20 protein-coding genes and 2 pseudogenes are annotated in these 22183 nt (G+C 70.4%); 10 read left to right on the top strand and 12 right to left on the bottom strand.

What is annotated here, in order from left to right; genetic code table 11:
- Positions 1–296: 296 nt before the first annotated feature.
- A complete protein-coding gene (locus ACZ518_RS31715; protein ID WP_469116477.1) occupies positions 297–1367 on the top strand; it encodes a helix-turn-helix domain-containing protein in 1071 nt (356 codons plus the stop codon).
- Positions 1368–1476: 109 nt separating this feature from the next.
- On the opposite strand, the gene ACZ518_RS31710 is transcribed toward ACZ518_RS31715, so the two are convergent.
- The 3 genes and pseudogenes from ACZ518_RS31710 to ACZ518_RS31700 all read right to left on the bottom strand — a co-directional run bounded on the left by ACZ518_RS31710 (position 1477) and on the right by ACZ518_RS31700 (position 2987).
- Entirely contained in the window at positions 1477–1863 is a 387-nt protein-coding gene (locus tag ACZ518_RS31710) for an SPDY domain-containing protein (protein WP_469116573.1), read from the bottom strand.
- A 98-nt stretch (positions 1864–1961) separates the two neighbouring features.
- Positions 1962–2183, bottom strand: a pseudogene (locus ACZ518_RS31705) (SPDY domain-containing protein); the annotation flags it as partial.
- Between the two features lie 393 nt (positions 2184–2576).
- A complete protein-coding gene (locus ACZ518_RS31700; RefSeq protein ID WP_469116476.1) occupies positions 2577–2987 on the bottom strand; it encodes a J domain-containing protein in 411 nt (136 codons plus the stop codon).
- Positions 2988–3123: 136 nt separating this feature from the next.
- Between ACZ518_RS31700 and ACZ518_RS31695 the strand changes: the two genes are divergently transcribed.
- Positions 3124–3492, top strand: coding sequence for a hypothetical protein (locus ACZ518_RS31695; RefSeq protein ID WP_469116475.1), 369 nt, complete (start codon positions 3124–3126; stop codon positions 3490–3492).
- A 6-nt stretch (positions 3493–3498) separates the two neighbouring features.
- Here ACZ518_RS31695 and grpE read toward each other — a convergent pair whose 3' ends face one another.
- The 3 genes from grpE to ACZ518_RS31680 form a co-directional block, all read right to left on the bottom strand.
- Complete coding sequence (grpE, locus tag ACZ518_RS31690) at positions 3499–4152, bottom strand: nucleotide exchange factor GrpE (protein ID WP_469116474.1); 654 nt, start codon at positions 4150–4152, stop codon at positions 3499–3501.
- The gene (gene dnaK, locus ACZ518_RS31685) at positions 4149–6014 is read right to left on the bottom strand and encodes a molecular chaperone DnaK (RefSeq protein ID WP_469116473.1); all 1866 of its coding nucleotides are present in this window, start codon (positions 6012–6014) and stop codon (positions 4149–4151) included. Before dnaK ends, grpE begins: the two co-directional genes overlap by 4 nt.
- Positions 6015–6435: 421 nt before the next feature.
- On the bottom strand, positions 6436–6867 hold the full coding sequence (locus ACZ518_RS31680; protein ID WP_469116472.1) for an Hsp20/alpha crystallin family protein: 432 nt from the start codon (positions 6865–6867) through the stop codon (positions 6436–6438).
- 223 nt (positions 6868–7090) lie between these two features.
- Between ACZ518_RS31680 and ACZ518_RS31675 the strand changes: the two genes are divergently transcribed.
- The 3 genes from ACZ518_RS31675 to ACZ518_RS31665 all read left to right on the top strand — a co-directional run bounded on the left by ACZ518_RS31675 (position 7091) and on the right by ACZ518_RS31665 (position 7888).
- Positions 7091–7315: a hypothetical protein gene (locus ACZ518_RS31675; RefSeq protein ID WP_469116471.1), complete on the top strand. Its 225-nt coding sequence runs from the start codon at positions 7091–7093 to the stop codon at positions 7313–7315.
- Between the two features lie 119 nt (positions 7316–7434).
- The gene (locus ACZ518_RS31670) at positions 7435–7710 is read left to right on the top strand and encodes a Tn3 family transposase (protein WP_469116470.1); all 276 of its coding nucleotides are present in this window, start codon (positions 7435–7437) and stop codon (positions 7708–7710) included.
- Entirely contained in the window at positions 7655–7888 is a 234-nt protein-coding gene (locus ACZ518_RS31665; protein ID WP_469116469.1) for a Tn3 family transposase, read from the top strand. The genes ACZ518_RS31670 and ACZ518_RS31665 overlap by 56 nt, the downstream gene beginning before the upstream one ends.
- A gap of 7 nt (positions 7889–7895) precedes the next feature.
- On the opposite strand, the gene ACZ518_RS31660 is transcribed toward ACZ518_RS31665, so the two are convergent.
- Positions 7896–8759, bottom strand: a complete 864-nt coding sequence (locus ACZ518_RS31660; RefSeq protein ID WP_469116468.1) for an ABC transporter permease — start codon at positions 8757–8759, stop codon at positions 7896–7898.
- On the bottom strand, positions 8756–9667 hold the full coding sequence (locus ACZ518_RS31655) for an ABC transporter ATP-binding protein (protein WP_469116467.1): 912 nt from the start codon (positions 9665–9667) through the stop codon (positions 8756–8758). Before ACZ518_RS31655 ends, ACZ518_RS31660 begins: the two co-directional genes overlap by 4 nt.
- 132 nt (positions 9668–9799) lie before the next feature.
- Here ACZ518_RS31655 and ACZ518_RS31650 point away from each other — a divergent pair, with 132 nt between their 5' ends.
- Both ACZ518_RS31650 and ACZ518_RS31645 read left to right on the top strand, forming a co-directional pair.
- Positions 9800–10969, top strand: a complete 1170-nt coding sequence (locus ACZ518_RS31650) for a sensor histidine kinase (RefSeq protein ID WP_469116466.1) — start codon at positions 9800–9802, stop codon at positions 10967–10969.
- A complete protein-coding gene (locus ACZ518_RS31645) occupies positions 10966–11628 on the top strand; it encodes a response regulator (RefSeq protein WP_390172816.1) in 663 nt (220 codons plus the stop codon). The genes ACZ518_RS31650 and ACZ518_RS31645 overlap by 4 nt, the downstream gene beginning before the upstream one ends.
- A 148-nt stretch (positions 11629–11776) precedes the next feature.
- Here the strand turns inward: ACZ518_RS31645 and ACZ518_RS31640 are convergent, their stop codons facing one another.
- Positions 11777–12007 (bottom strand): hypothetical protein, encoded by a 231-nt coding sequence (locus ACZ518_RS31640; RefSeq protein WP_469116465.1) that lies wholly within the window; start codon positions 12005–12007, stop codon positions 11777–11779.
- A gap of 51 nt (positions 12008–12058) precedes the next feature.
- Here ACZ518_RS31640 and ACZ518_RS31635 point away from each other — a divergent pair, with 51 nt between their 5' ends.
- The gene (locus ACZ518_RS31635) at positions 12059–13675 is read left to right on the top strand and encodes a protein kinase domain-containing protein (protein ID WP_469116464.1); all 1617 of its coding nucleotides are present in this window, start codon (positions 12059–12061) and stop codon (positions 13673–13675) included.
- A 24-nt stretch (positions 13676–13699) separates the two neighbouring features.
- Here ACZ518_RS31635 and ACZ518_RS31630 read toward each other — a convergent pair whose 3' ends face one another.
- From ACZ518_RS31630 to ACZ518_RS31620, 3 genes are all read right to left on the bottom strand, one after another.
- Positions 13700–17005 (bottom strand): CHAT domain-containing protein, encoded by a 3306-nt coding sequence (locus ACZ518_RS31630; RefSeq protein ID WP_469116463.1) that lies wholly within the window; start codon positions 17003–17005, stop codon positions 13700–13702.
- A 70-nt stretch (positions 17006–17075) separates the two neighbouring features.
- On the bottom strand, positions 17076–17564 hold the full coding sequence (locus ACZ518_RS31625) for a hypothetical protein (protein WP_469116462.1): 489 nt from the start codon (positions 17562–17564) through the stop codon (positions 17076–17078).
- A gap of 235 nt (positions 17565–17799) precedes the next feature.
- Positions 17800–19851, bottom strand: coding sequence for a serine/threonine-protein kinase (locus ACZ518_RS31620; protein WP_469116461.1), 2052 nt, complete (start codon positions 19849–19851; stop codon positions 17800–17802).
- Between the two features lie 537 nt (positions 19852–20388).
- Here ACZ518_RS31620 and ACZ518_RS31615 point away from each other — a divergent pair.
- Positions 20389–20766, top strand: a complete 378-nt coding sequence (locus tag ACZ518_RS31615; protein ID WP_469116460.1) for a PadR family transcriptional regulator — start codon at positions 20389–20391, stop codon at positions 20764–20766.
- 307 nt (positions 20767–21073) lie between these two features.
- A pseudogene (locus ACZ518_RS31610) lies at positions 21074–22123 on the top strand (PAS domain-containing protein); the annotation flags it as partial.
- Between the last annotated feature and the right edge of the window lie 60 nt (positions 22124–22183).

Raw genomic sequence — 22183 nt, 5'->3', positions numbered from 1 at the left:
GCCACGGGCAACGGCACATCGAGGCGGGCGCGGAACATAGCGGCAAAAGCCCGGTCAGCGAAACCGGGGATTCTCGTGACCATTGGGGTTGTCCGCGCGACAGCACCTGGCGGTGCCACTCGGCGGGCACGCACCGATGCCTCGACTTCCTGCCAGACCGCGTGCCGCCCGCCTTCGGGATCGGCACGGCCAGCCCCAAAGGAGCACCATTGACCACAGGCCCGCAAACGCCCCCCGAAAGGACGAGCTCTGGAACCGGCTCGCCCCACGGGAGCCGCCCGGTCGAACCCGTGCTCATGGACTCGACCGAGGTTGCGACGATGCTCAATATGTCCAGGAGCCGGGTCTACAAGGAAGCCTCGAAGCTCGGCCTGAAGGGGTACAAACTCGGCCGAGGCAGGAATGCCAAGGTCCTCTACAAGAAGACCGAGGTCTTCAAGTGGCTGGAGCAGCAGAAGATCCATCAGTGGCGATCGCCAACGACGCCGGGCATCGCCGCGAAACCGCTGCACGCCGGTGCACGGAATGACACCATTCAGGAAATGATGACGCACCCGTTCCAGGACGTGACGCACACCCCGGAGATCGAGCCTCTGCTGGACCGACTGGGCACGGTGTTCCAGAGGTTCGACGATCAAGACTCCGGCTGCACCTCGTACGGGTTGCTGGCGTCGGGACAGCGCTGGTTCGTTAAGACCGCATCGACGCCCGAAACCGTCGCCTCGCTGCACCGGGCAATCTCGGTCCACCGCGCCGTCGCGCATTCGGCGATCGTGCCCCTGGTGCATTCCTTCGCCACGGCCGTCAGTCCTGTGCTTGTCTACCCGTGGATGGGCGGCGAGGTTCTCTACCATCCGACCCGGTCACGGCATGGCGGACGGGCCGCTCCCGGCAGCCCTATGGCACGGTTCAGGGCCCAGCCGCTCGCTCAAATCAATGACGCCTTGGAATCGCTTATCGGCGCCCACCTGGCTGTAGAAGATGCTGGGTACGTGGCCGTCGACCTCTACGACGGCTGCATGCTCTACGACTTCGACCAGCAGCGAATGAGGCTCTGCGATCTGGACGAGTACCGCCCCGGACCGTTCACGCTGGAAGCCGACCGTCTCCCCGGCTCCAGCCGCTATATGGCACCCGAGGAGTTCGTCCGCGGCTCGCTCATCGACATCCGCACCACGGTCTTCAACCTCGGCCGGGCGCTGCGCCTCCTCCTCGACGCCGGTGACGAGGAGACGCAGTGGCGCGGAACCCCTGCACAGCTGACTGTCATCACAAAGGCGACCGCAGTGGAGCCTGATAAGCGCCTGCCTAACGTGAGCGCCCTCGCCGACGCCTGGCATGCAGCAAGGAATCCGCGAACCAGCTGACAGCACGGACGGGAGGCCCACCAAAGACACGGTTGTCACCAGTGCCGTTGGACATCGAGATGTCAGTGGGGTTGGACACCGGAGGTCACAGGGTTGGTCATCGGGGGTGTCAGTACCGCAGTGGCGGCGCGGAGGGGGATCCGGTGCCTTCCGGTAGCGGTTCGGAGAGCATCCACAGGCTGTACGCGACGTTGTCGTGGAGCTGGTCGACGATGTCGCCGCGGGTGACCACGTCGGCGGCGGCGAGGTCCCGGTGGGCGACCGGGACGGGGTCGGCGAGCGCGGTGGTGATCGCGGCGACCAGCGGTACGGGGGTGCCGGTGGAGGCGGTGGCGTACCAGCGGGGGCCCTTGGGGCCGCCTTCCATGCACCAGCGGGCCGAAGTGTGGTGAGTTCGTCCTGCGGGTCGAGGCGGCCGGTGGTGTACTCCAGGGCAGCCATGCTGTCGGGGGCCAGGAGGGCGAGTGCGGAGCCGTAGCCGGTGTACTGCCTCCAGCCTTCGTTCAAGAGCGGAGCAATGGCGTCGTACCGGTCCTGGTCTGCGCCGTTGTGGAGGTAGGCGTTGAGACCCGACTCATACGCGGCGGCGAGCGCGGTGGTGAGGGCGGTGACCAGTTCGGTGGGCGCTGAGTCGTTGAAGCAGACGCCCCAGGCGGGGGCGTCGAAGGGGTCCTGGTAGGCGGTGATGCGCCACATTCCGTCGTCGTCGCCTTCGGGGAGGAAGCCGAGTCGGAGCTTGCGGTCCGGGGCGGTGCGGTAGACGTTGCCGTACTCGTCGTGGTGGCGGTCGAAGCCGAGGTCGAACAGCGGCTTCAAGGCGGGTGTGGAGGTCTGGGGCGCTGCCGGCGAGGTAGCGGGGGGGTTACCCAGACGTCGCCGTCGATGTCGGGGGTGTCGGTCAAGGTGCTCCAGGTCAGGTAGCGGGGGCGACGACCAGGACGACGGAGCGGCTGGCCGGCTGGCGTAGCGGGTGGGGGTCGTTCACGAGGCGGGGTCCTTGGCTGCGGGGGTGGCGCGGTGGGTGGCTTCGAGGAGGACGTGCATGTCGGTGGCGAGGCCGCCGGGCGCCCTGGCGCCCGAGGTCGTCAAGGTGTGGTGAGAGGGCAATGGAATTTCGGTGGCGTTACTATTTCTCGGACCGGTCCAAGCATCTCGATAATGCTTCAAATTTCAGCGGCAAATTACAAGAAAGCAGTATCTATTGCGGGGCTACATGCCGTAAAGCAGCCAGGCCACGAGCCAGTCGAAGGAGTCATCGTATGGCCGCGAGGTGGCCGGATAGGCCACCGCAAGAGGGGCCGCCGCGGGCTGTTGATGCCACTGTTCCGTGGTGTCTGCGGCGCGCCTGACTCGTACGGGTATTCGTACCGGGCGTCTGGCAGCCTGTGGCTTCAGACTCCGTTCGGCGTCGTAGGCGGAGCGCCGCAGGGGATCGTGCAGCGTCTGGTAGGCGTCGATGACTTCGGCGAGGTCCGCCTCGGCCCGCGGCTCGCTAGGGCGGGTATCAGGGTGGAGGGTGCGGATCCGCGTGCGGTAGGCGCTGGTGATCTGCTCCGGCGACGCCTCCGCCCGGAGTCCGAGCACGGCGTAGTGGTCGCGCGAGGGGCCCGAGCCGCTCATTTGTCCCACCTCCGGAAAGACCGAGGCACTCTCCCCTTTCAATCCGTCATAAAACCTGACGGAGGCGTTGTCAAGGCGCCGTGGTGGGTATATCGATGGTGCAGGACCAGGCGGCCGTCGAAGGGAGGCGACGGACATGATCACCGAGATTGCATTGGAAAGGGCGGAATTCACCTGCGGGCAGTGCTGGTACGACTGGAGCGTCGACTACGACGTGCAGCAGTACAGCGATGAGGGGGGCACCTGGGAGTACTTCTCCCGCGACGGCATTCCCGTGCCCTCCCCGTACACACCTTCCGGCGCCTCGCCGTGCCCGCTGTGCGGCCGACACTGGGTGGGCCGCCTTCTGGCGCGCAGGCTGATTCCAGCGGCACCCGGAGCAGCCGGCACCCCGCGGGAGAAAGTCGCCGACGCGGCTGGTCACCGGCCGGAACGGCGCGGTGCGCCCCTGCTGGGCTCCACCACCCACACCCAGCCTGAGCGGCGTGGTCCGCGGATCTCCTGACGCGGCTCATTCCTGTTCGGTGGTGGTCTCGGTGCCGGCCGGCTGTGAGGGGCCGGGAGGTTCACTCACCGTGACCTGGGCCGGGCGCAGAAGGTGTTGTCCGACGCGGTAGCCGGGTCTGAGCACGGTGGTGCAGGTGGGTTGGTCGACGTCATCGGACCGCTGGTAGGAGATCGCTTCGTGGCGGGTGGGGTCGAAGGGCTCTCCCGGGGTGCCGACTTCCTGGAGGCCGAGCGTGGCGAGCTGGGTTTCCAGCGCGGTCGCGACTGCTTGCAGGCCTGGGTCGGTGTCGCCGTACGTGCGGGCCTGGTCGATCGCGTCCAGGACGGGCAGGAGCCCGCTCAGGACGTTGGCGACGGCGATTTCCCGTATCGCGAGGCGGTCACGCTGGACCCGCTTGCGGTAGTTGTCGTATTCCGCCTTCAGGCGCTGCAAGTCGGCTGTTCGTTCGGCGAGCCGGCTCTGCTCGGCTGACTTGTCGGCAACAGCAGGGGCGGTGACGCGGGTTCCGCGTCCGGCGCCGCTGTGCTCGGTGTTCTCGGGACTGGTGCTGTCGGCTGCTCTGAGCTCCAGGGTGACGGGGTCGATGCGTCGTTTGTCCCTGATCACGACGGGGGGTGGCTGCTTTCGCGGCCCGTTGGAAGACTCCGGCGGGGTCATCGCACGTCTCCCTTCGGGCTCTCGTCGTCGACGATCTCCGCGTCGACGACTTCTTCATCCGTGCGGGACGATCCGGCGTCCGAATCCGGCCCTCCACCGTCTGCGGCAGCTCCTTGGGCGGCCTCGTAGAGGGCGGTGCCGATCTTCTGGGCGGCCGCGCCGGCGTGCTCGGTCGCGGTGCGGATGGCGGCCGTGTCCTGGCCCTTGAGCTTCTCCTTCAGGTCTGCGATCGCGGTTTCGGTCTCGGTCTTGAGGTCGGCCGGGATCTTGGACTCGTTGTCCCGCAGCAGTTTCCCGGTCTGGTAGACGAGCTGTTCGGCGCTGTTGCGGATTTCTGCCTCCTCCTTGCGGCGGCGGTCCTCCTCGGCGTGCTGCTCGGCTTCGCGGATCATGCGGTCGATGTCCTGGCGGGGCAGGGAGGAGCCGCCGGTGACGGTCATCTTCTGCTCCTTGCCCGTGCCGAGGTCCTTGGCGGTGACGTGCATGATGCCGTTCGCGTCGATGTCGAAGGAGACCTCGATCTGCGGGATACCACGGGGTGCCGGGGGCAGGCCGGTCAGCTCGAACATGCCGAGCTTCTTGTTGTACGCCGCGATCTCGCGCTCGCCCTGATAGACCTGGATCTGCACGGACGGCTGGTTGTCCTCGGCCGTCGTGAAGATCTCCGACCGCTTGGTCGGGATCGTGGTGTTGCGCTCGATGAGCTTGGTCATGATGCCGCCCTTGGTCTCGATACCCAGGGACAGCGGGGTCACGTCGAGGAGCAGGACGTCCTTGACCTCACCCTTGAGAACGCCCGCCTGGAGGGTCGCGCCGATGGCGACGACCTCGTCCGGGTTGACGCCCTTGTGCGGATCCTTACCGGTCAGCTCCCGCACCAGCTCCGTCACGGCCGGCATGCGAGTGGAGCCACCGACCAGGATGACGTGGTCGATGTCCGAGACCTTGATCTTCGCGTCCTTGACCGCGTTGTGGAACGGCGCCTTGCAGCGCTCCAGGAGGTCGGAGGTCAGCTGCTCGAACTGCGAGCGCGTGAGCTTCTCGTCCAAGTGCAACGGGCCCTCGGCGGATGCGGAGATGTAGGGCAGGTTGATCGCCGTCTCCGTCGTGGCGGACAGCTCGATCTTCGCCTTCTCGGCGGCCTCGCGCAGCCGCTGCAGTGCCATCTTGTCCTGGGACAGGTCGATGCCGTAGGCGTGCCGGAACTGCTTCACGAGGTGATCGACGATCTTCTGGTCCCAGTCGTCGCCGCCGAGGTGGGTGTCGCCGTTCGTGGACTTGACCTCCACCAGTCCCTCGCCGATCTCCAGGAGCGACACGTCGAAGGTGCCGCCACCGAGGTCGAAGACGAGGATCGTCTGGTCGTTCTCCTTGTCCAGTCCGTAGGCGAGGGCGGCGGACGTCGGCTCGTTGATGATCCGCAGGACCTTCAGCCCCGCGATCTCGCCCGCCTCCTTCGTGGCGGTGCGCTGCGAGTCGTTGAAGTACGCCGGAACGGTGATCACGGCGTCCGTGACGTCCTCGCCGAGATAGGCCTCGGCGTCGCGCTTGAGTTTCTGCAGGACACGTGCCGAGATCTCCTGGGCCGTGTACCGCTTGCCGTCGATGTCGCCGGCATCCGGGAAGTGCCAGTCCGCCTCGCCGATGTGGCGCTTGACCGAGCGTGCGGTGCGGTCGACGTTCGTCACGGCCTGCCGCTTGGCGATCTCTCCGACCAGGACCTCTCCGCCCTTGGCGAAGGCCACCACGGAAGGCGTGGTCCTGTTTCCTTCGGTGTTGGTGATGACCGTGGGCTCCCCGCCCTCCAGAACGGCAACGACGGAGTTGGTCGTGCCCAGGTCGATCCCGACTGCGCGTGCCATCATCCGCTCCTCTCGGATCCCTGAACTTCTCGACTGCGGACCTCGCCGGGCGGCCCGAGCAGGGCCTCCGCGGTACCGGTCCGGTGCAGGAGACGCCACACCAGGGGTGACGTGACGCTTACCAGGCGAAGAGCGGCGCCTTGTGCGGTGGCCCGGCGGCGGGCTGCCAGCAGGCTGCCGAGTCCGCAGCAGTCGCAGAACTCGACTCCGCGGAGCTGCGGCGCGCTCAGGACGTCGATCTCTCCCGAAACGGCGATCTTGCGGTGCCCATCGGCACGCTGTTGGATCGCGGCCGCGAGAGGCGCTGTTCCGGCCATGACCGTAACCTCGCTTTCGTCCCGGCTGATTTCGACAGCTGCGGACCGGGCCGGAAGGGCCCGGGGAGAAGCCCGTGTCCCTCCGCGCTCCTGCCGTGCGTCCGTCAGGCGTTGATCTCCTTGCGTGAGCCGTCCGCAGACCTGATTTCGACCTTCCGGGGCTTCGCCTCCTCTGCGACCGGAATGCTCAGACGCAGCACGCCGCCCTCATAAGAGGCTTCGACGCTGTCGGTGTCCAGCGTTTCACCAAGGAACAGCTGGCGGCTGAAGGTGCCGGAAGGGCGCTCCGCGATCAGCACCTGGCCGTCGTCTCCGGAGGCGGTGGTCCGCCGCTCCGCCCTGATGGTGAGGACGTTCTGTTCAACAGACAGGTCGATGGAACCTGGGTCGATGCCGGGCAGGTCCAGCTCGACGACGAAGGCATCGCCCTCGCGGAAGGCGTCCATGGGCATGGCCGCCGGCCGGGCCGGAGTTCCCAGAACCTGTCGGGTCAGCACGTCCAGTTCACGGAAAGGATCAGTCCTCATGAGCATCATCGTTCACTCCTCTCTCAAATCGTCACAGATGCACATGGCGACACCTCCTATATAACTCGCCGCAATAAACTTGACAAGGGTTGACTCAAGATGACCTGGCCGGCTGTCCACTCGTGGCATCGCTGGGCAGGCGGACGGCGAGTCGAGGACGGCGATTCCTCGATGAGCTCCTGGCCGGCCCTGCCCGGAGGGTGGGGACGTCCTCGCGGGCAAGTGCGGCGGCGTGCCGGCGCAGCCGTTCGAGTCCTGCGTCCAGGTGCTCACCCGGTCGCTCGACGAGGCCGTCGGTGTACAGCACGTGCGGTTCGACGCCGAGCAGGAGGCCGTGGCCGCCGGTCAGGTACCGGGCGTCGCCGTCGGGAGTGATCAGCAGGGGCAGCTCGAATACGCCGACGCCGGGGCACCCCCCGGCCATGCGCCGTCTGGGCCGGCGGCGAGACGGGCGTAGACGGCGGTGGCCGTCCGGCCGCCGTAGAGGGTGTCGGCGGCGAGGTCCAGCCGGCGCAGGATGTCACCGGGCGGGTCCCGGCGATCACAGGCCCGGTGACATCGCCGATGATCAGCGCCGTGGAACCACAGTCCCTGGACGCGCTGGAGGGCTTGGACGAGGAGTCCAGCGCCTGGAAGGACCTGCTGTTCTTCCGCCCGAGCCGGACCACGCGCTACGAGCACATCGACGCGCTGCTCGGCGAGGTGGGCCGCAACGTCATCGACTGGAGCCTGATCGAGACCCACTGCAAGGACCTCATGCGGGTCACGGTCTCGGTCATCGAGGGCACCATCTCTGGTGATCTTCCACAACACCCTGGACATCGCGCACGTGGTCCGCGAGCTGCAGGCTGAGGGCGAGGTCATCGACCCGCTCGACCTGGCCCAGATCGCCCCGTACCCGACCGAGCACATCATGCGTTTCGGCGAGTACTCCACCCACGAACTCGGCATCGCCCCGGACGACTACGACGCCCACCTCGACGTCGACTTCAGTGCGCTCGGCAAAGACGTGGCGGAGGCCGCCCGCTGAGCCGGGCTCAGACATCCCGTCGCCGCACGACCGTCACAGCAACGGCCACCGAGACGAGCGCCCATGCCGCGAGCGCGGTCCAGGAGCCCGCGATCGTGGCCGGATATTCGCCCAGGCTGGTGTAGCCGTCGGGGTTCAGCGACAGCCGGGCTTGCGCGGCCAGCGGCAGGTGGTTGCCGATCTCCTTCAAGAGCCGGTACCTCTCGCCACCGAAGAGCATGGGCAGGATGAAGAGCATCCCCACGACGGCGACGATCGAGGCCGTGGCGTGTCTCAGGACGGCGCCGAGCGCCATGCCGATGAGCGCGCAGACCGGGATGACCAGCGCGTATGCCGTGACGGCCCGCAGGCAGCCGGGGTCATGGATGGAGAGTCCGACGTGGCGGGAGGCGAGCATCGCGTTGGTGGTGAAGAACGACGTCACGGAGACGATCACACCAAGGACGAGAGTGATCGCCGTGACGAGGGCCACCTTGGCCGTGATCACCGCGCGCCGGTCGGGGGTGGCGGCGAGCGTGGTGCGGATCATTCCGGTGGCGTACTCGCCGAAGACCGTGATGGCGCCGAAGCTGGCCGCGGCCAGTGCCATGACGTCGGCGGCGATGCTGCCCAGGCCGTGGAACAGCGGGTCGTACTTGTAGGGCGGGAGGCCGGGTAGTGGGGGATGCGGCTGGTCGATGTACGTCAGGTCGGAGTGGACAGCGTTCACGTTGATCGCGACGGCGACGACGGCGCTGAGGGCGAGCACCCAATAGGTCGACCGCAGGGACCGCATCTTGATCCACTCAGCGGAGAGCAGGTCGACGAACCTGGCCACCGGTTCGGCGGCGCTCTCGGACGGCCGGGTGCCGGAGAACATCGTGGTGCTCATCGGGCTTCTCCTGCGAGGTATTCGATGCTGTCGGCGGTGAGGGACATGAATGCCGACTCCAGGGACGAGGTGTGGGTGGCGAGCTCGTGCAGCACGATGCGGTGCCGGTGGGCGAGGTCGCCGATCCGGGCTGCGGTCAGGCCGGTGACCTGGCCCGACTGGTCGCTCTCGCGGCGGACCGACGCGCCCTCGGCGATCAGCAGGGCCTCCAGGGCCGCCAGGTCGGGCGTGTGCACGGTCACGCCCAGGGAGGCGTTGTGGGCTGAGAAGTCCTCCAGGCTCTCGTCGGCGATCAGCCGGCCCTGGCCGATGACGATGAGCCGGTCGGCTGTGTGCTCCATCTCGGCCATCATGTGGCTTGAGACGAACACGGTGCGGCCCTCGGACGCCAGACGGCGGAACAGGCCGCGCACCCACAGCACTCCCTCGGGGTCCAGACCGTTCAGGGGCTCGTCGAACAGCAGCACCGGCGGATCGCCGAGCAGGGCGCCCGCGATGCCGAGACGCTGCTTCATCCCGAGGGAGAACCCTCCGATCCGGCGCCGCGCCGCCTTGGCCAGCCCGACCTCCTGGAGGACCTCGTCCACGCGAGCCAGCGGGATGCGGTTGCTGCGGGCCAGAGCGGACAGGTGCGCCTGTGCGCTGCGTCCGCCGTGGACATCCTGGGCGTCCAACAGCGCGCCGACGTGACGCAGTCCGCGCGGGCGGTGCGAGAAGGGAACCCCGTCCACGGTGACGGCCCCGCTGGTGGGGGCGTTCAGGCCCAGGATCATCCGCAGTGTGGTGGACTTGCCGGCGCCGTTCGGGCCGAGGAAGCCGGTGACCTTGCCCGGTTCCACAGTGAAGGTCAGGTTGTCGACGGCGACGGTTTCGCCGTACTGCTTGGTCAGCCGGGTGGATTCGATCATGGGTCAAAGCTGCCGGGGAGGGCAAAGAGCCGGCATCGGCTGGTGGTTCACACTTGTGAGCCCTGCTGGTAGCCCGGGGGATTAAGCCCGTGGGCCAATGCCCCGGTGGGAGCGCGTCGATAGGATCGACCGATGATCGCCACTCCCCATCCACCCCTGCTCAAACGCGTGCCACCGGGTGTGTGGGTGGCGGCCTTCTGGTCGACCCTCATCCTGGTACGCACGTTCCAGCGGCCGGACGAACTGCAGCATCTGCTCCGGTACAACGGCAACACCGAGGACGCACCGCTCCTGGTCACCGCCGTCGTCACAACCCTGGGCGCGCTGCTCCTGCTCCGCGCGCCGCTGGCGGCCGTGGCCATCGCGCTCGCGGGCGCCGTGTTCTCGCTCGGGATGCCGGTGCGGGCGACGCCGGTCGTGCTCTTCCTGCTGGCCGACGCGGCCGTGGGCTACACCGCGGCGACCCGCTCACGGCGGGTCTCGGTCCTCGCCGCCGTGCTCCCGGTCGGAATGCTGGCCGCGTACACGGTCTGGCGTCTGGGACGCGGGTACTTCTTCAACCTCTCGGTGCCGGCCGCCCTCGCGTCGACCGTCGTCATCGCCTGGCTGATCGGCAACACGATCCATCAGAACCGGGTACACGCGGACACAGTACGCGCCCAAGCCACGCAGCAGGCGGTCACGGCCGAGCGGCTGCGGATCGCCCGGGAGCTGCACGACATGGTCGCCCACAACATCGGCATCATCGCCATCCAGGCCGGCGTGGGTAGTCTGGTCATGGACACCCAGCCCACCGAGACGCGCAACGCGCTGGATGCCATCGAGGCCACCAGCAGAGAGACCCTCGCCGGCCTGCGGCGGATGCTCGGCGCCCTGCGCCGGAATGACCCGGAGTCCGCGCCGCTGGATCCGCTCCCTGGTCTGGCCGCCATCGATCAGCTAGTCGGGAAGACCGCGGCCGCCGGGGTCCGGGTCGACGTCCTGTGGCGGGGGGAACGTCGCGACCTGCCCTCCGACGTCGACCTGGCAGCCTTCCGCATCGTCCAGGAGGCGGTCACCAACGTCGTGCGGCATTCCGGCACCCGGGACTGCAGCGTCACGGTCGACTACCGCCCCGACGAACTGGCCGTCGATATCGTCGACCTCGGCTCGGGCGGTACCCTCGCAGAATCTGGATACGGCATCGCCGGGATGCGCGAACGCGTCAGTCTGCTGCACGGCGAGTTCAGCGCCGGGCCGCGTCCGGAAGGCGGCTTCCGCGTGGCAGCTCGGCTTCCGGTGCCTGTGGAGGCAGGCCGATGATCCGTGTCGTTCTGGTCGACGACCAGCCCCTGATCCGTTCCGGCCTGCGCGTCCTCATCGCCGACACCCCCGACCTGGAGGTAGCAGGGGAGGCCGGGAACGGTGCCGAGGCGGTGGAACTGGTCCAACGGCTACGGCCGGACGTCGCCATCATGGACATCCGCATGCCCGGCATGGACGGCATCGAGGCCACCCGCCGGATCAACGCGGATCCGGAGTCGAAGACCCGCGTCCTCGTCCTCACCACTTTCGACGACGACGAGTACGTCTATGGCGCGCTTCGTGCCGGAGCGAGCGGCTTCCTCGTCAAGGACATGCCGCTGAAGACCATCCTCGACGGGATCAGGGTCGTCGCCGCCGGAGATGCCCTCATAGCTCCGAGCGTCACCCGCCGTCTCATCGAGGAGTTCGCGGCACGGCCCGAACCCGCCGCCACTACCCGCCGGGCCGTGGTCGACGGCATCACCGACCGGGAACGCGAGGTCCTGACCCTCGTCGGCCGCGGCCTGTCCAACACCGAGATCGCCGAAGAGCTCACCATCAGTGTGGCCACCGCCAAAGCCCACCTCGCACGGCTCTTCACCAAACTCGACGCACGCGACCGGGTCCACCTCGTCATCCTCGCCTACGAAATCGGCCTGGTCGCACCCCCACGGTGAGGTGCACCGGCGGATGACCAGGCCGCCGACGGACCACCCCACAGCAGCAATGAAGATCGCGATAGCAGCTGGCTTCGCTCTCCACGCTGCAGAAAACCATCGTTTACTGAAGATTGCCGGGCGGGCCACCAAGATGCCTCCAGAGCCTTCAAAAACGAACGCCGCGCTCGCGGATCCGGGCCACCGCGTCATCGGCGTCGTCGACCGCGAAGTACGGCGTCCACGCGACCGGAACGGCGAACCGGCCGGCCACGGCGGCGACCCCCGCCAGCGGGTACCCGCCCGCTTCCGCTACGGAGTACGCCCGGCCCTCCGGGGCGAACCCGAACTCCGTGGCGGGCGGTCCTTGCAGGAGGCCCGACCGTCTTGTCCGGGGCACGTCGGGCGCGGAGACTCGGTCCTGACGGATCGTCTGCTGTAGGGGGACAGGATGAAACCGTTAGAAGGCGCCGACCCGGTGGCGGTCGGCAAGTACCGGACGATCGCGGAACTTGGCCGGGGTGGGATGGGCCGAGTCCTGCTGAGCAGCGCCCCGGACGGCCGGTTGGTCGCGCTGAAGCAGGTGCGCTCGCAGTTCGTCGAAGACGACGGGTTCCGGGCCCGGTTCCGCCGGGAGGTGGAAGCCTCCCGTAAGGTCTCCGGAGCGTATACGTCCGCGATCATCGACGCGGACGCCGATGCCCCCGAACCATGGCTGACTTCGGAGTTCGTCCCCGGACCGTCGCTCCAGCACGCCGTGGCGACCGTCGGGGCGCTGCCCGAGGAGTCGGTACTGCGCATGACCGCGGGACTGGCCTCGGCCCTGAGCGACATCCACCGGGTCGGCCTGGTGCACCGGGACCTGAAACCGTCCAACGTGCTCCTCGCCGACGACGGGCCCCGCGTGATCGACTTCGGCATCGCCCGAGCCGCCGACAGCGAGGAGGGCAGCGAGCTGACGACCACGGGCTGGCTGGTCGGCTCACCCGGGTTCATGTCCCCGGAGCAGGCCCAGGGCGCGCCGCTCGACTCGGCCAGCGACATCTTCTCCCTCGGGACGGTGCTGGTCATGGCGTGCACCGGCGCGTGCCCGTTCACCGGGCCCTCCCTGCCGCAGACCCTGTACAACGTCGTGCACACCGAACCCGACCTCAGCGGGCTGCCGGCGAAGATCCGCCCGATCGTGGCCCGCTGCCTCGCCAAGGACCCCGCCGCCCGGCCGAGCGCGGCCCAACTGCGGGAGTCCCTCGGGAGCCTGGCGCCCTCGCCGCGTCCCTGGCCGCAGGAGATTCACGAGTTGATCGCGGAGCAGCAGGCCGAGATCGAGCGGCTCCGGGTCGAGCTGAGGAAACGGCCTGCCGTCCCGGAGTCCGTGGCGCCGGTCCTCGACAAGCCCGCACCGCCGTACCCAGGGTCCCCGCCCGCTTCGGCCCGGCGCGGCTTCGCCGTCGGCGCGGGCATCGCCGCCGGCCTCGCGATCGCCGCGACCGTGCTCGCCCTGGTGCCCGGCCGCGACGGCGGCACCGGCACCGTCGCCGACCCCGAGGCGACCGTCACGGCGTCCGGACAGCCGACCGGAGACCCGACCCCTCCGGGGTCCGCGCAGCCGACCCCCGACCCCACCACCGAGGCGCCCCGCACGCCGACCGTGGAGCCGACCCCGCCCGCGGCCGAGCCCTCAGCCGCACCGGAGCCCTCGGAGCAGGCGCCGACGACGGTCACCACACGGTCGAGCACGCGGCCCGCCTCGATCGTGAGCTGCTTCGGGGAGTACCTGGAGGAACCCGAATCGGTCCTGCTCCACTGCGGAGACGGGAATGGCATGCTCAGGGGCCTGACCTGGTCGGACTGGGGTCTGTCCACCGCCCACGCCAGTGGGCAGGAGTGGATGGTGATTTGCCGCCCCAGCTGCGCGAATGGCAGCGAGGTCCACTACCCGGCCACCGTGACCCTCACGGGCCTGGTCGGCGGGCGTTACACGACGATGCAGATCAGAACCCCGCAGTCGCCCTACGGCCCCGTCTCCCGCTACAGGCTCGACTCGAACGGGCCGACGCAAACGGACTGACGGGGCCCGGAGCCGGGCGGGCGCTCACACTCCCCACGCGGTGAACGCGGCCCAGTGGACCGGCGAGGCGAAGGGACGCTCGCCGGTCGTCGCCCGGGAGGTGTATCGCTCGGTCAGGGCCGCCAAGTGGGGCCGGGAGGCGGTATACCGGGCGAGCTCCTCCCAGGTGAGCCGGCGCAACCAGATACGGGCCCGGCGCAGGGCGGCCACCGGGGGCAACCCGCCGGGCCCGTGAGCGGGAGCGAGCAGCTCGTAGAACCGCGCCATCAGCACCGCGGTCACCATGTCGTCCACCAGCCACAGCCCGGCCACCGCGCACGCCGCCCCAGCCTGGAGGAATCCCGCCGCGAGCCCGCGGAACTCGTCCGGAGCCCGGACGACCTCGTAGTGGCCGGACTGGCAGGCGCTGACCACCGCGAGCCGGCAGGCGGGGAGCCGGTGTTGGACCAGGGTGTCCATGTCGAGGCGGCCGTCGGCCAGGGCCAGGGAGCCGCCCTGACCGTTGAACTCGCCGCTGCCGTGGCAGATGATGTGGAGGTACGAGGTTTCGGCGAGCTGGCCGAGCAGCCAGTCCACGGTGGCTTCGGGCCCCACCGCGCAGCGGGCCTCACCGTGCGACTCGAACAGCTGCCGGATGTGGGCGAGTTCACCGCGTCCACCGGGGAGCGAACCGTCAGGGTCGGTGACCCCCACCAGGCGTGGCACAGGCTCCGGCGGCCGGGCGGCCGCGACGCGGGAGGCCGCGTACACGGCCGCGGAGGGGGAGACGATCACGGTGCCGATGTCGTCGAGCACTTCTCCCGCCCCCGGCCCGAGCGGCACGGCGTGCAGGGGGACCAGGCCCAGCAGACCGGTCGGGACGACGACGGCCTCCTGCTCCGGGTCCTCCGCGAGGACTCTCGCGACCGGGCGCAGAAGCGGTCCAAGGGCGGCGAGCCGGTCCAGGGCCTGCGGGAGCAGACGCCTGCGCCGGAGCGCTCCGGCCTCCTGGGCGAGGAGCAGGCCCAGGGCGCCGTCGGCCGGGTCCAGCACCAAGAGGTCTGTGACGGTCTCGCTGCTCACCCCCGGAACGGGAACGGCCCGTACAGCGGGCGACTCGCCCGAGCTGCGGGGGAGCACGAGGGCGTAGCTGCCCCAGGGCGCGTTCACCAGGTAGACGAGCGGACGCCCGCCCGCCGCGCGGACGATGTCCGCCAGCCCGTCGGTGCGGAGGAAGCGCTCGAAGCCCGGGATCGCGCGGATCTCCGCGATCGCCGCACGCACGCCGCGTTCGGCGGCGGCCTCCCCGCTCGCCGTAGAGCCAGCGACGGTGGGGCCGCCGGACGCCGCCGCGAACGCCTCGCCGACCGAGGACCGGTACCGGGCCTGTGCCAGCCGGTAGCCGTGGGCGGCGGCGGGGTCGATCCGTCCCAGTGCCTCCAGGTCGGCCGCCCCTCGCCCGGCCACCACCGAGAGCTCACAGGCCACTCCGCCCTCGATCGCCTCGACTGCCCGCTCCGGACACCCTGCCCGGGCCAGCAGGAACGCGGCCCAGCGGGCGATCCGGTTCACCTGGGCGAGGACGCTCTGGCGGCCGGTCCCGGTGACCTGGGCGTCGTAGAGCACGGTCACAGCGGTCAGCATGCCGGACGCGACATCGGCCGCCTCGCTCCAGCGTTCCGCCGAGGCGTGCGCGCTGAGCAGTTCCCGGCCGATGTTGAGGTGCAGGGATGGCGACACCGTGGCCGGCGTGGCCCCCAGGGCCGCCTGGCGCAGCCGGAGGCCGTCTGCGCTGCCCGGGCCGTCGATGTGGTCCATGGCCCGGGCCAGCAGCCAGGCGATGCGGCCCGTGTCCAGGAGGCCGGGGCGCGCGGTGGACAAGGCGAGCGCTGCCTTCGCCGCCTCCCGGGCGCCGCGCGCGTCGACGGGATCCCGGGACAGCAGCAGGTCGCCCAGATTGCACTGGATCCGGGACCACAGAGCCGGGTCGTCACCGGCGCCGAGGTGGCTCAGGGCGTCCCGGTAGCACTGCTCCGCCTCCCTGAGGTCTTCCGCCCCGGCGCGCCGGTACAGCAGCAGGCCGAGGTTGACCATCGAGTAGGCCCAGGCGACCCTGTCCCGCTCGGGGGCCCGCTCCTCCAGCCCCGCCCTGATGTGCTCGATGCCGAGGGTGAGGTCCTCGGGGCCACCGCCGGGCCGCTCCGAGAGGAGCAGGCCGTAGTTGGTCTGGACCCGCGCCCAGTACTCGGGATGCTCGCCCCGGTCCAGCGCGGTCGCGCGCGCCAGCAGGTCGCGGGCGGCTTCCCAGATCTCCAACCGGTCGCCGTCGTCCCGCAGGTGGTGGGCGCTGGCCAGGTTGTTCGCCACCTCCACCCACTGGAGAGTCCCCTCGCGCAGCCTGCTCAGGGCGCGTTCGAGGACCCGGACGGCCTCGGACGGATCGGCGCCGAGCCCGGCGTGCACAGCGAGCACCAGGCGTTCGCCGAGCCGCGCGGCCAGCTCGGTCTCCATGCCCTCCTCGCCCAGGCCGGCGGCGAGCTCCAGCGCCTCGCGGGCGAGCGGGATGCCTTCGGGCCCGTCGGTGTCGCGGGCCTCCAGGTACATCGCGTGCAGCCGGGCCCGCAGACCGGCGTCGAAGCGCCCCAGGGACTCGAAGTAGCGGCGCATGGCGGTGTCCGGAGTGGTCCGGCCGTCGCACAGTTCGTCCAGGAGCCGCTGCCGTATGCGCAGCACCTCTTTGAGGGGGGTCTCGGCCGCCCTGCGCAGCTCCTCGCGGCCCGCGTCGCGCACCCGGGTGCCGTCCGTCAGCTCCGGGTGTCTACGGACGAGTTCCGCGAGGGCGTCCGGCAGGCCGAGCAGCATCGCGGTGAGCAGCTCCCCGACCAGGGAGCTGGCGCGCGCCTCCCCCAGGTACTCCAGGAAGATCCGGTAGTTCGCGACCGTCGGCGCCCCCTCGGGCTCCAGCTCCCGGCATGCCGACTCGGGATCCGCCAGGTCCCGTTCGAGGTCGCGGGCCAGGACGTGGGGGAGCAGCCTGCGCGGCAGCGGGATCGCCTCCCCGGGGAAGACGCCGCCGAGGAAGGCCCCGGCCCGCGCGGCCTCCGCCAGAAGGGGCTCCCCGGAGGGCGGCGGACCGCCCCCGAGCTCCGCGACGGAGACCGCTAGCAGCAGGGGCGCTGCCGCGCCCGGGCGCAGGACCAGCAGCGGCGCCTCGATGTGCGTCCTGTGTCCCGCAGACGGGGCAGTCCACCCAGGAGACGCCCGGGACGCCGGGGACGGGTGCCGCCAGCACGTCGGCCCGCTCCCGCGCGTCGATGACGCGCCAGACCGGAGCCCCCCGCTCCTGGACACATTGCTCGCAGTGCCACGCGTAGGGCGCCCTCACCGAGACCGTCATCGCGAACCCCTCCCGGTCCGCCGGCTACTTGCCGCTGGTGATCTGCGAGAGCAGGGCCGTCAGGACCCGGCCGAGGGAGGAGTCCCGCAGGGCCCGCTTGTGGATGGTCAGGCTCCACCTCCCGCGCGGATCCCGCTTCAGGACCACCTCGGTCTGCAGGAGCGTGACGGCGAGCGCCGCGACCGGCAGCGTGACGGGGTCGAGCCGTTCCATGGGCGAGCGTGCGTAGGCGACGGCCTCGCCGACCGTGTCCGCCAGGTCCTCGCGCAGCGCCGCCGCGTACTCCAGTAAGCGGCGCGCCAACTCACCGTCGGAAAACTCAGGTTGGTCCGCCCCCACGTACCGCTCCAGCTCCACGGCGGCCACCTCCGCCCGCAGCTCAGCGCCGCCCTCGGACAGCTGCCGCGCGGCGGGGAGCAGCCCGTGCTCCTCCGCCAGCGCCGTCAGCGCGCGGACGGCCTCGTCGTCGGCGAGGGTGCGGATGCCCTGTTCCAGATCACCTTGGTTCAACATGCTCGCAATTCTGTCTCTCGCGGCGCATGTTCGTGCCTGAATGAGGGAGTTGGGCGTGTGACGGGCGTCGATCGCGGTGCGGCGATATCGGGGTCGGAGAACGACGCCCTCCGAGCGGTGCGAAGCCCTTCGAGGTTGGCTCCGCCGACGCCGAGTACCGGCTGAGGACCTCCGTCGAGCGCTCGGTGAAGGTCGCAGGGCCAGCCCGATGGCGTCCCTCGCACCTTACGAACGTTCACAAGAGGCCGGTGTCGACGTGGGGGGCGAAGTGGCGCACCGCAGTGACGAGGCGCTGCCGCTCCAAGGAGCCTCGAACGCCGCCGCCGGGTACAGTCAGGTCGACCCGGGTCGCGGTGTGCTGTGCCAGGCCGCGTTGCCGCCGTGGTAAGGGCCGCCCCTGCTTGAGGTGCACACGGATGGTCCAGGTCCCGGGGCCCACGGAGCTCAGGGCGGAGACGTCGCCCCAGGGAACGACCTGGGTCCCTGCTGTGAACGAGGCACCCGTACCGAGGCTGTGGACGGTGATGCCGTCCGCGTCGAAGGCGGCGGTCTGGGCGAAGAACAGCGCCTGTACCAGCCGCATCAGGCATGTGATCGCGCCGAGCCCGGGCGCGATGACGAGGATGGCGTCCCAGCCGTCCTGTGGCCCGTCACCCTGCGTTTGGAGGTGGATCCACCACGCACAGCCCGCAGCCACTGCCAGCCAGGCGATGGCTGCGGTCTTGCGGTGGGAGAGCGGTACGGCGAGTTCGAGGCGTGCGGGCAGGTCTCTCCTGGCAGTCGGCCAGTTCCGTCGGCGGCGGGACAGGGTCCGGGGGGCGAAGTGCCGTACGGCTTCCAGGGTTGTCTCTGTGAGGGCATCGGGGTCGGGGCGCTGCGGCGGGCCGAGACCGCCGGCGGGGTCCGTCCAGGTCACCTTCCTGGGGAGCGGCACGTCGAGTGCAGTGGCCTGCCAGGCATCGGGGTCGAGATCGAAGGGCAGCGGGGCGTCGTCGGCGAAGGTGAGGCGCAGAAGGGGCATGCGCCGAGGCCCAAAGGGGATGACGTCAACACCTGCGAGGTGCTGCCAGGCGATCTGGGCCCCCCGTCTGCCCTGCAGGGTCTGTTTGCCGACGGTCAGCCCAGAGCCGTCCATCCGCAGGGCGGCCGGCTGCCAGGCCATGACGGCCGCGAAGAGGGGGGCACACAGCCAGGGAAGGAGAACGAGCACTGTCGCGGTGGTGTCGTACATATGGAGGAGCAAGGCGGGAGTGGAGCAGGCGCCGGTCATGGCGACCCATGCCAGGGCGACGGCAACGCGGTTCCTGTGAGGCGTGGTGAACGTGACCGATCGCGATCCGGAGCCGTCGGGAAGGGCCTCAGGCCGCCGGCGGTCGATCGAGGTTACGGGGAGCGTGACCGGAGGCGGGACGGGGCGGGCCGTGGTGGCATCCTCTTCACGCCCATCTGCGACGACCCCCGCGCCGGTCGCCGTCGGCGGTTTCTCCGCCGGCACGTGTGCCGCCGGGGCGAGGATCTCCAGCAGCCCCGCAGGAACGGGCCGGCCGGCCGGATCCTTCGCAAGGCATGCCGCAACCAGTGGGCGCAGCGGTTCGGGCACGGCCGAGAGGTCCGGCTCGTCGTGCACGGCCCGGTACATCAAGCCCAGTTGGCTACCCTCCCCGAACACCCGCCCACCCGCGGCGTGCACCAGCACGGCCCCGAGCGCGAACACGTCACAGGCCGGCCCGATCACGCCCCCGCTGATCTGCTCAGGAGCAAGGAATCCCGCAGTACCCACCACGACGCTCGTCTGCGTCAGCCGCGTCGCGTCCCATGCGCGCGCGATACCGAAATCCACCACACGCGGCCCGTCGGCCGACATGATGATGTTCGACGGCTTCAGGTCCCTGTGCACGAGACCGCAGGCGTGAATCGCGCCCAACGCCTCCGCCAGCGCGGCTGCCAGCGCCCGCAGCCCTTCCTCGTCCATGGGCCCGTCCTGGGCGATCACCGCATCGAGTGTTCGACCCTGGACGAACGCCGTGACCATCCACGGCGGGTCCGCGTCGGGGTCGGCATCGATGACCTGTGCCGTGTGGAATCCGCCCACGCGGCGCGCCGCTTCGACCTCACTGCGGAAACGTAATCGGAAGGCCGCATCGGCGCCGAGATCACGCCTGGCCACCTTCACGGCAACCAAGCGTCCCCCCGGAGAACGGCCCTGGTAGACCCTGCCCATTCCCCCCTCGCCCAGGCGACCCGTCAGCACGTACGGGCCGACCGCGGCCGGATCGTCCGGATCCAACCCCCGCATGACATGTGCCCCCTCTGAAACAGCACAGCACTGCCCGCCCTCGCCCGACGGCCTCGGCAGTCCACACAGTAGAACTGTCCCCCGGGTCCGCAAAGACCAGCTGTCTCGCTGCCGGGCCCGTTCGGAGGCTGCGCCGGCGTGCCGGTCGCGCCGGCCGAGCCGGGCACATACTCGGCTGAAGCACACCCCACCAGTTCAACGACTGGCCGTCCGGTGCGCGGGGTGGGCACCTACTGGTAGCCCCAACCGCTGGAAGCATCCAGACGGCCGCCCGGCTGCTGGGCACGGCCGCCGCGACGCGCGACGCGGTCGGCACACCGCTGCCCGCCGCCGTACGCGGTGACGTCGACCGCATCACCAGGGCAGTCCGCCGGGCGCCGAATCCGGCCTCCTTCGACGAGGCCTTCGAGCAGGGCCGGCGCCGGACAAGCCGGCCCACCGAACTGACGTTCCTCGTACTCCAGTTCAGCCCGCCGGATGTTTCTACTTAGGTAGACGCCCCGCCTTCTACCTAAGTAGATTGCCGCCATGCCGGACGTGAAGCTGACGTTGCATACCCAGACCCTGCTGCGCACCCTCCTCGGCCAGGGCGTGGACACCGGGCAGCGCTCGGTGGTCCTCGCCGACGGGTTGTACGGGCTGGAACTGTCCCGGCGTACCGACCTGCCCAACGGCACGCTGTTCCCCATCCTCGAACGGCTGCGCCAGGCGGGCTGGGTGGAGCGGTACTGGGAACAGGACGCCATCGCCGAGGCCGAGGGCCGCCCCCGCCGCCGCTTCTACCGCATCAGCCCCAAGGGCGCCGCCCTCGCCCCGCAGGCCCTCGCCCAGGCGAGCGCCGCGGCGCCGGCGACGTCGCGGCCGGGCCACGCCCGCCCCGGACTGGCCGGAGGCACCGGTGAATGACCGCATCGGCGCCGCGAGCGCCGCACGGCCCGGCGGGCGGGTGGCGCCGGTCTTCCTCTCGGCCGCCTGCGCCGGCTACGCGGCGGGTTCCGCCTGGGGCTGGGGCCCTCGGCAACTCGCCCTCGTCATGGGTGATTTCACGCTGAGCGCCGTCGCCGCGACCGCTGCCGCCGCCTGCCTCCGCCAGGGACTGGGCCGTGCCGGCCGTTCCCGGTCCGCCTGGCTGCTGTTCGCGCTGTCGTTCACGATGGCGGCCCTCGGCCACCTGGTCTCGGGCTGGTACGCGACCGCGCCGGGCGGCGGCACGCCGGAGCCGGGCCCGGCCGGCCCGTTCTTCCTGTGCTTCGTACCGCCCGCCGCCGCGGGGCTCCTCCTGCTGGCCAAACGGCCCTTGAGCAGGGCCGGCCGCATCTGCCTGGCACTCGACGTGGGGCTGATCGGCGGCTCCCTGTTCACGCTGTACCGGAGCCTGTCCCCGGACGGCGCCGTCCAGCACGCCGTGCTCTTCCCCGCCCGTCCGCTGCTGGATGTCGCCCTCGTGGTGATGGCGCTGGTCCTGCACCTGCGCCCTGGCGGGGCCGGCCGCCCGGCCGTCGGCACGGTCGCTGCCGCACTGGCGTCCGTCGGGGTGGGTGATCTGCTCATCGCGTCGCACGTCCACGAAGCCGCCTGGTTCGGCGGTCCGCTCTTCCTCGCCTACGCACTCCGGGGCTCCCGGCGGACGGACGCGTCCGAGGTTCCTCCCACGCTGCCCGGTGTCCGTGCGGACAGCCGCCCGCTCGGGGCATCCCTGCCCGCGCTCGCGCCGTACCTCGCCGCGGCCGCCTGCGTCCTCGCGATCCTCTACGCCGCCCTCGACAGCGGCCGCCTCGACGGCGCGGTCCTCCTCACCGGCGGCACCGTCGTCTTCGGCTTCGTGGCCCGGCAGGGGATCATGCTCCTCGACAACATGGCCCTCACACGGGAACTGGCCCAGAAGGAGCAGCATTTCCGTGCCCTGATCCAGGGCTCCAGCGACGTCATCATGATCGCCGCGCCGAGTGGCGTGCTCCAGTACGTCAGCCCGGCCTCCAGCGGGGTCTACGGCCGTGCCGCCGAGGAGCTCGTGGGGCAGGAACTGGCCACGCTCGTCCACCCCGAGGACCTCGGCCTCCTGGTGCACGAGGTCCGCCGGATCCTCGGCGCCGGCCCATCGGAGGAGCCCACCACGCGCGTGGAGTACCGCTTCCTGTCCGGTGACGGCAGCTGGCTCGACGTGGAATCGACCCTCAGACGCCACCACGGCGGACTGATCCTCAACAGCCGGACCCCCCGCGTCCGGTTCCCGGCTCGCCTCGGCCGGCAGGCCGAGGCGGATCTCCCGCCCCCCGCGCCCGGGTTCGCGGCCGCCGACCCCCCGAGCAGGGAAGGCGACGGC

The sequence above is a fragment of the Streptomyces sp. NPDC033966 genome, from assembly GCF_055575955.1.
This window is presented reverse-complemented; position numbering and strand designations above follow the sequence as displayed.

Excerpts from the sequence above, each read along its gene's own strand:
- ACZ518_RS31700 (WP_469116476.1), bottom strand. The coding sequence starts at position 2,987 with ATGAGCGGCTCGGGCCCCTCGCGCGACCACTACGCCGTGCTCGGACTC.
- ACZ518_RS31615 (WP_469116460.1), top strand. The coding sequence starts at position 20,389 with ATGCCGGACGTGAAGCTGACGTTGCATACCCAGACCCTGCTGCGCACC.
- ACZ518_RS31695 (WP_469116475.1), top strand. The coding sequence starts at position 3,124 with ATGATCACCGAGATTGCATTGGAAAGGGCGGAATTCACCTGCGGGCAG.
- ACZ518_RS31645 (WP_390172816.1), top strand. The coding sequence starts at position 10,966 with ATGATCCGTGTCGTTCTGGTCGACGACCAGCCCCTGATCCGTTCCGGC.
- grpE (WP_469116474.1), bottom strand. The coding sequence starts at position 4,152 with ATGACCCCGCCGGAGTCTTCCAACGGGCCGCGAAAGCAGCCACCCCCC.
- ACZ518_RS31660 (WP_469116468.1), bottom strand. The coding sequence starts at position 8,759 with ATGAGCACCACGATGTTCTCCGGCACCCGGCCGTCCGAGAGCGCCGCC.
- ACZ518_RS31625 (WP_469116462.1), bottom strand. The coding sequence starts at position 17,564 with ATGTTGAACCAAGGTGATCTGGAACAGGGCATCCGCACCCTCGCCGAC.
- ACZ518_RS31680 (WP_469116472.1), bottom strand. The coding sequence starts at position 6,867 with ATGATGCTCATGAGGACTGATCCTTTCCGTGAACTGGACGTGCTGACC.
- ACZ518_RS31655 (WP_469116467.1), bottom strand. The coding sequence starts at position 9,667 with ATGATCGAATCCACCCGGCTGACCAAGCAGTACGGCGAAACCGTCGCC.
- dnaK (WP_469116473.1), bottom strand. The coding sequence starts at position 6,014 with ATGGCACGCGCAGTCGGGATCGACCTGGGCACGACCAACTCCGTCGTT.
- ACZ518_RS31715 (WP_469116477.1), top strand. The coding sequence starts at position 297 with ATGGACTCGACCGAGGTTGCGACGATGCTCAATATGTCCAGGAGCCGG.
- ACZ518_RS31635 (WP_469116464.1), top strand. The coding sequence starts at position 12,059 with ATGAAACCGTTAGAAGGCGCCGACCCGGTGGCGGTCGGCAAGTACCGG.
- ACZ518_RS31650 (WP_469116466.1), top strand. The coding sequence starts at position 9,800 with ATGATCGCCACTCCCCATCCACCCCTGCTCAAACGCGTGCCACCGGGT.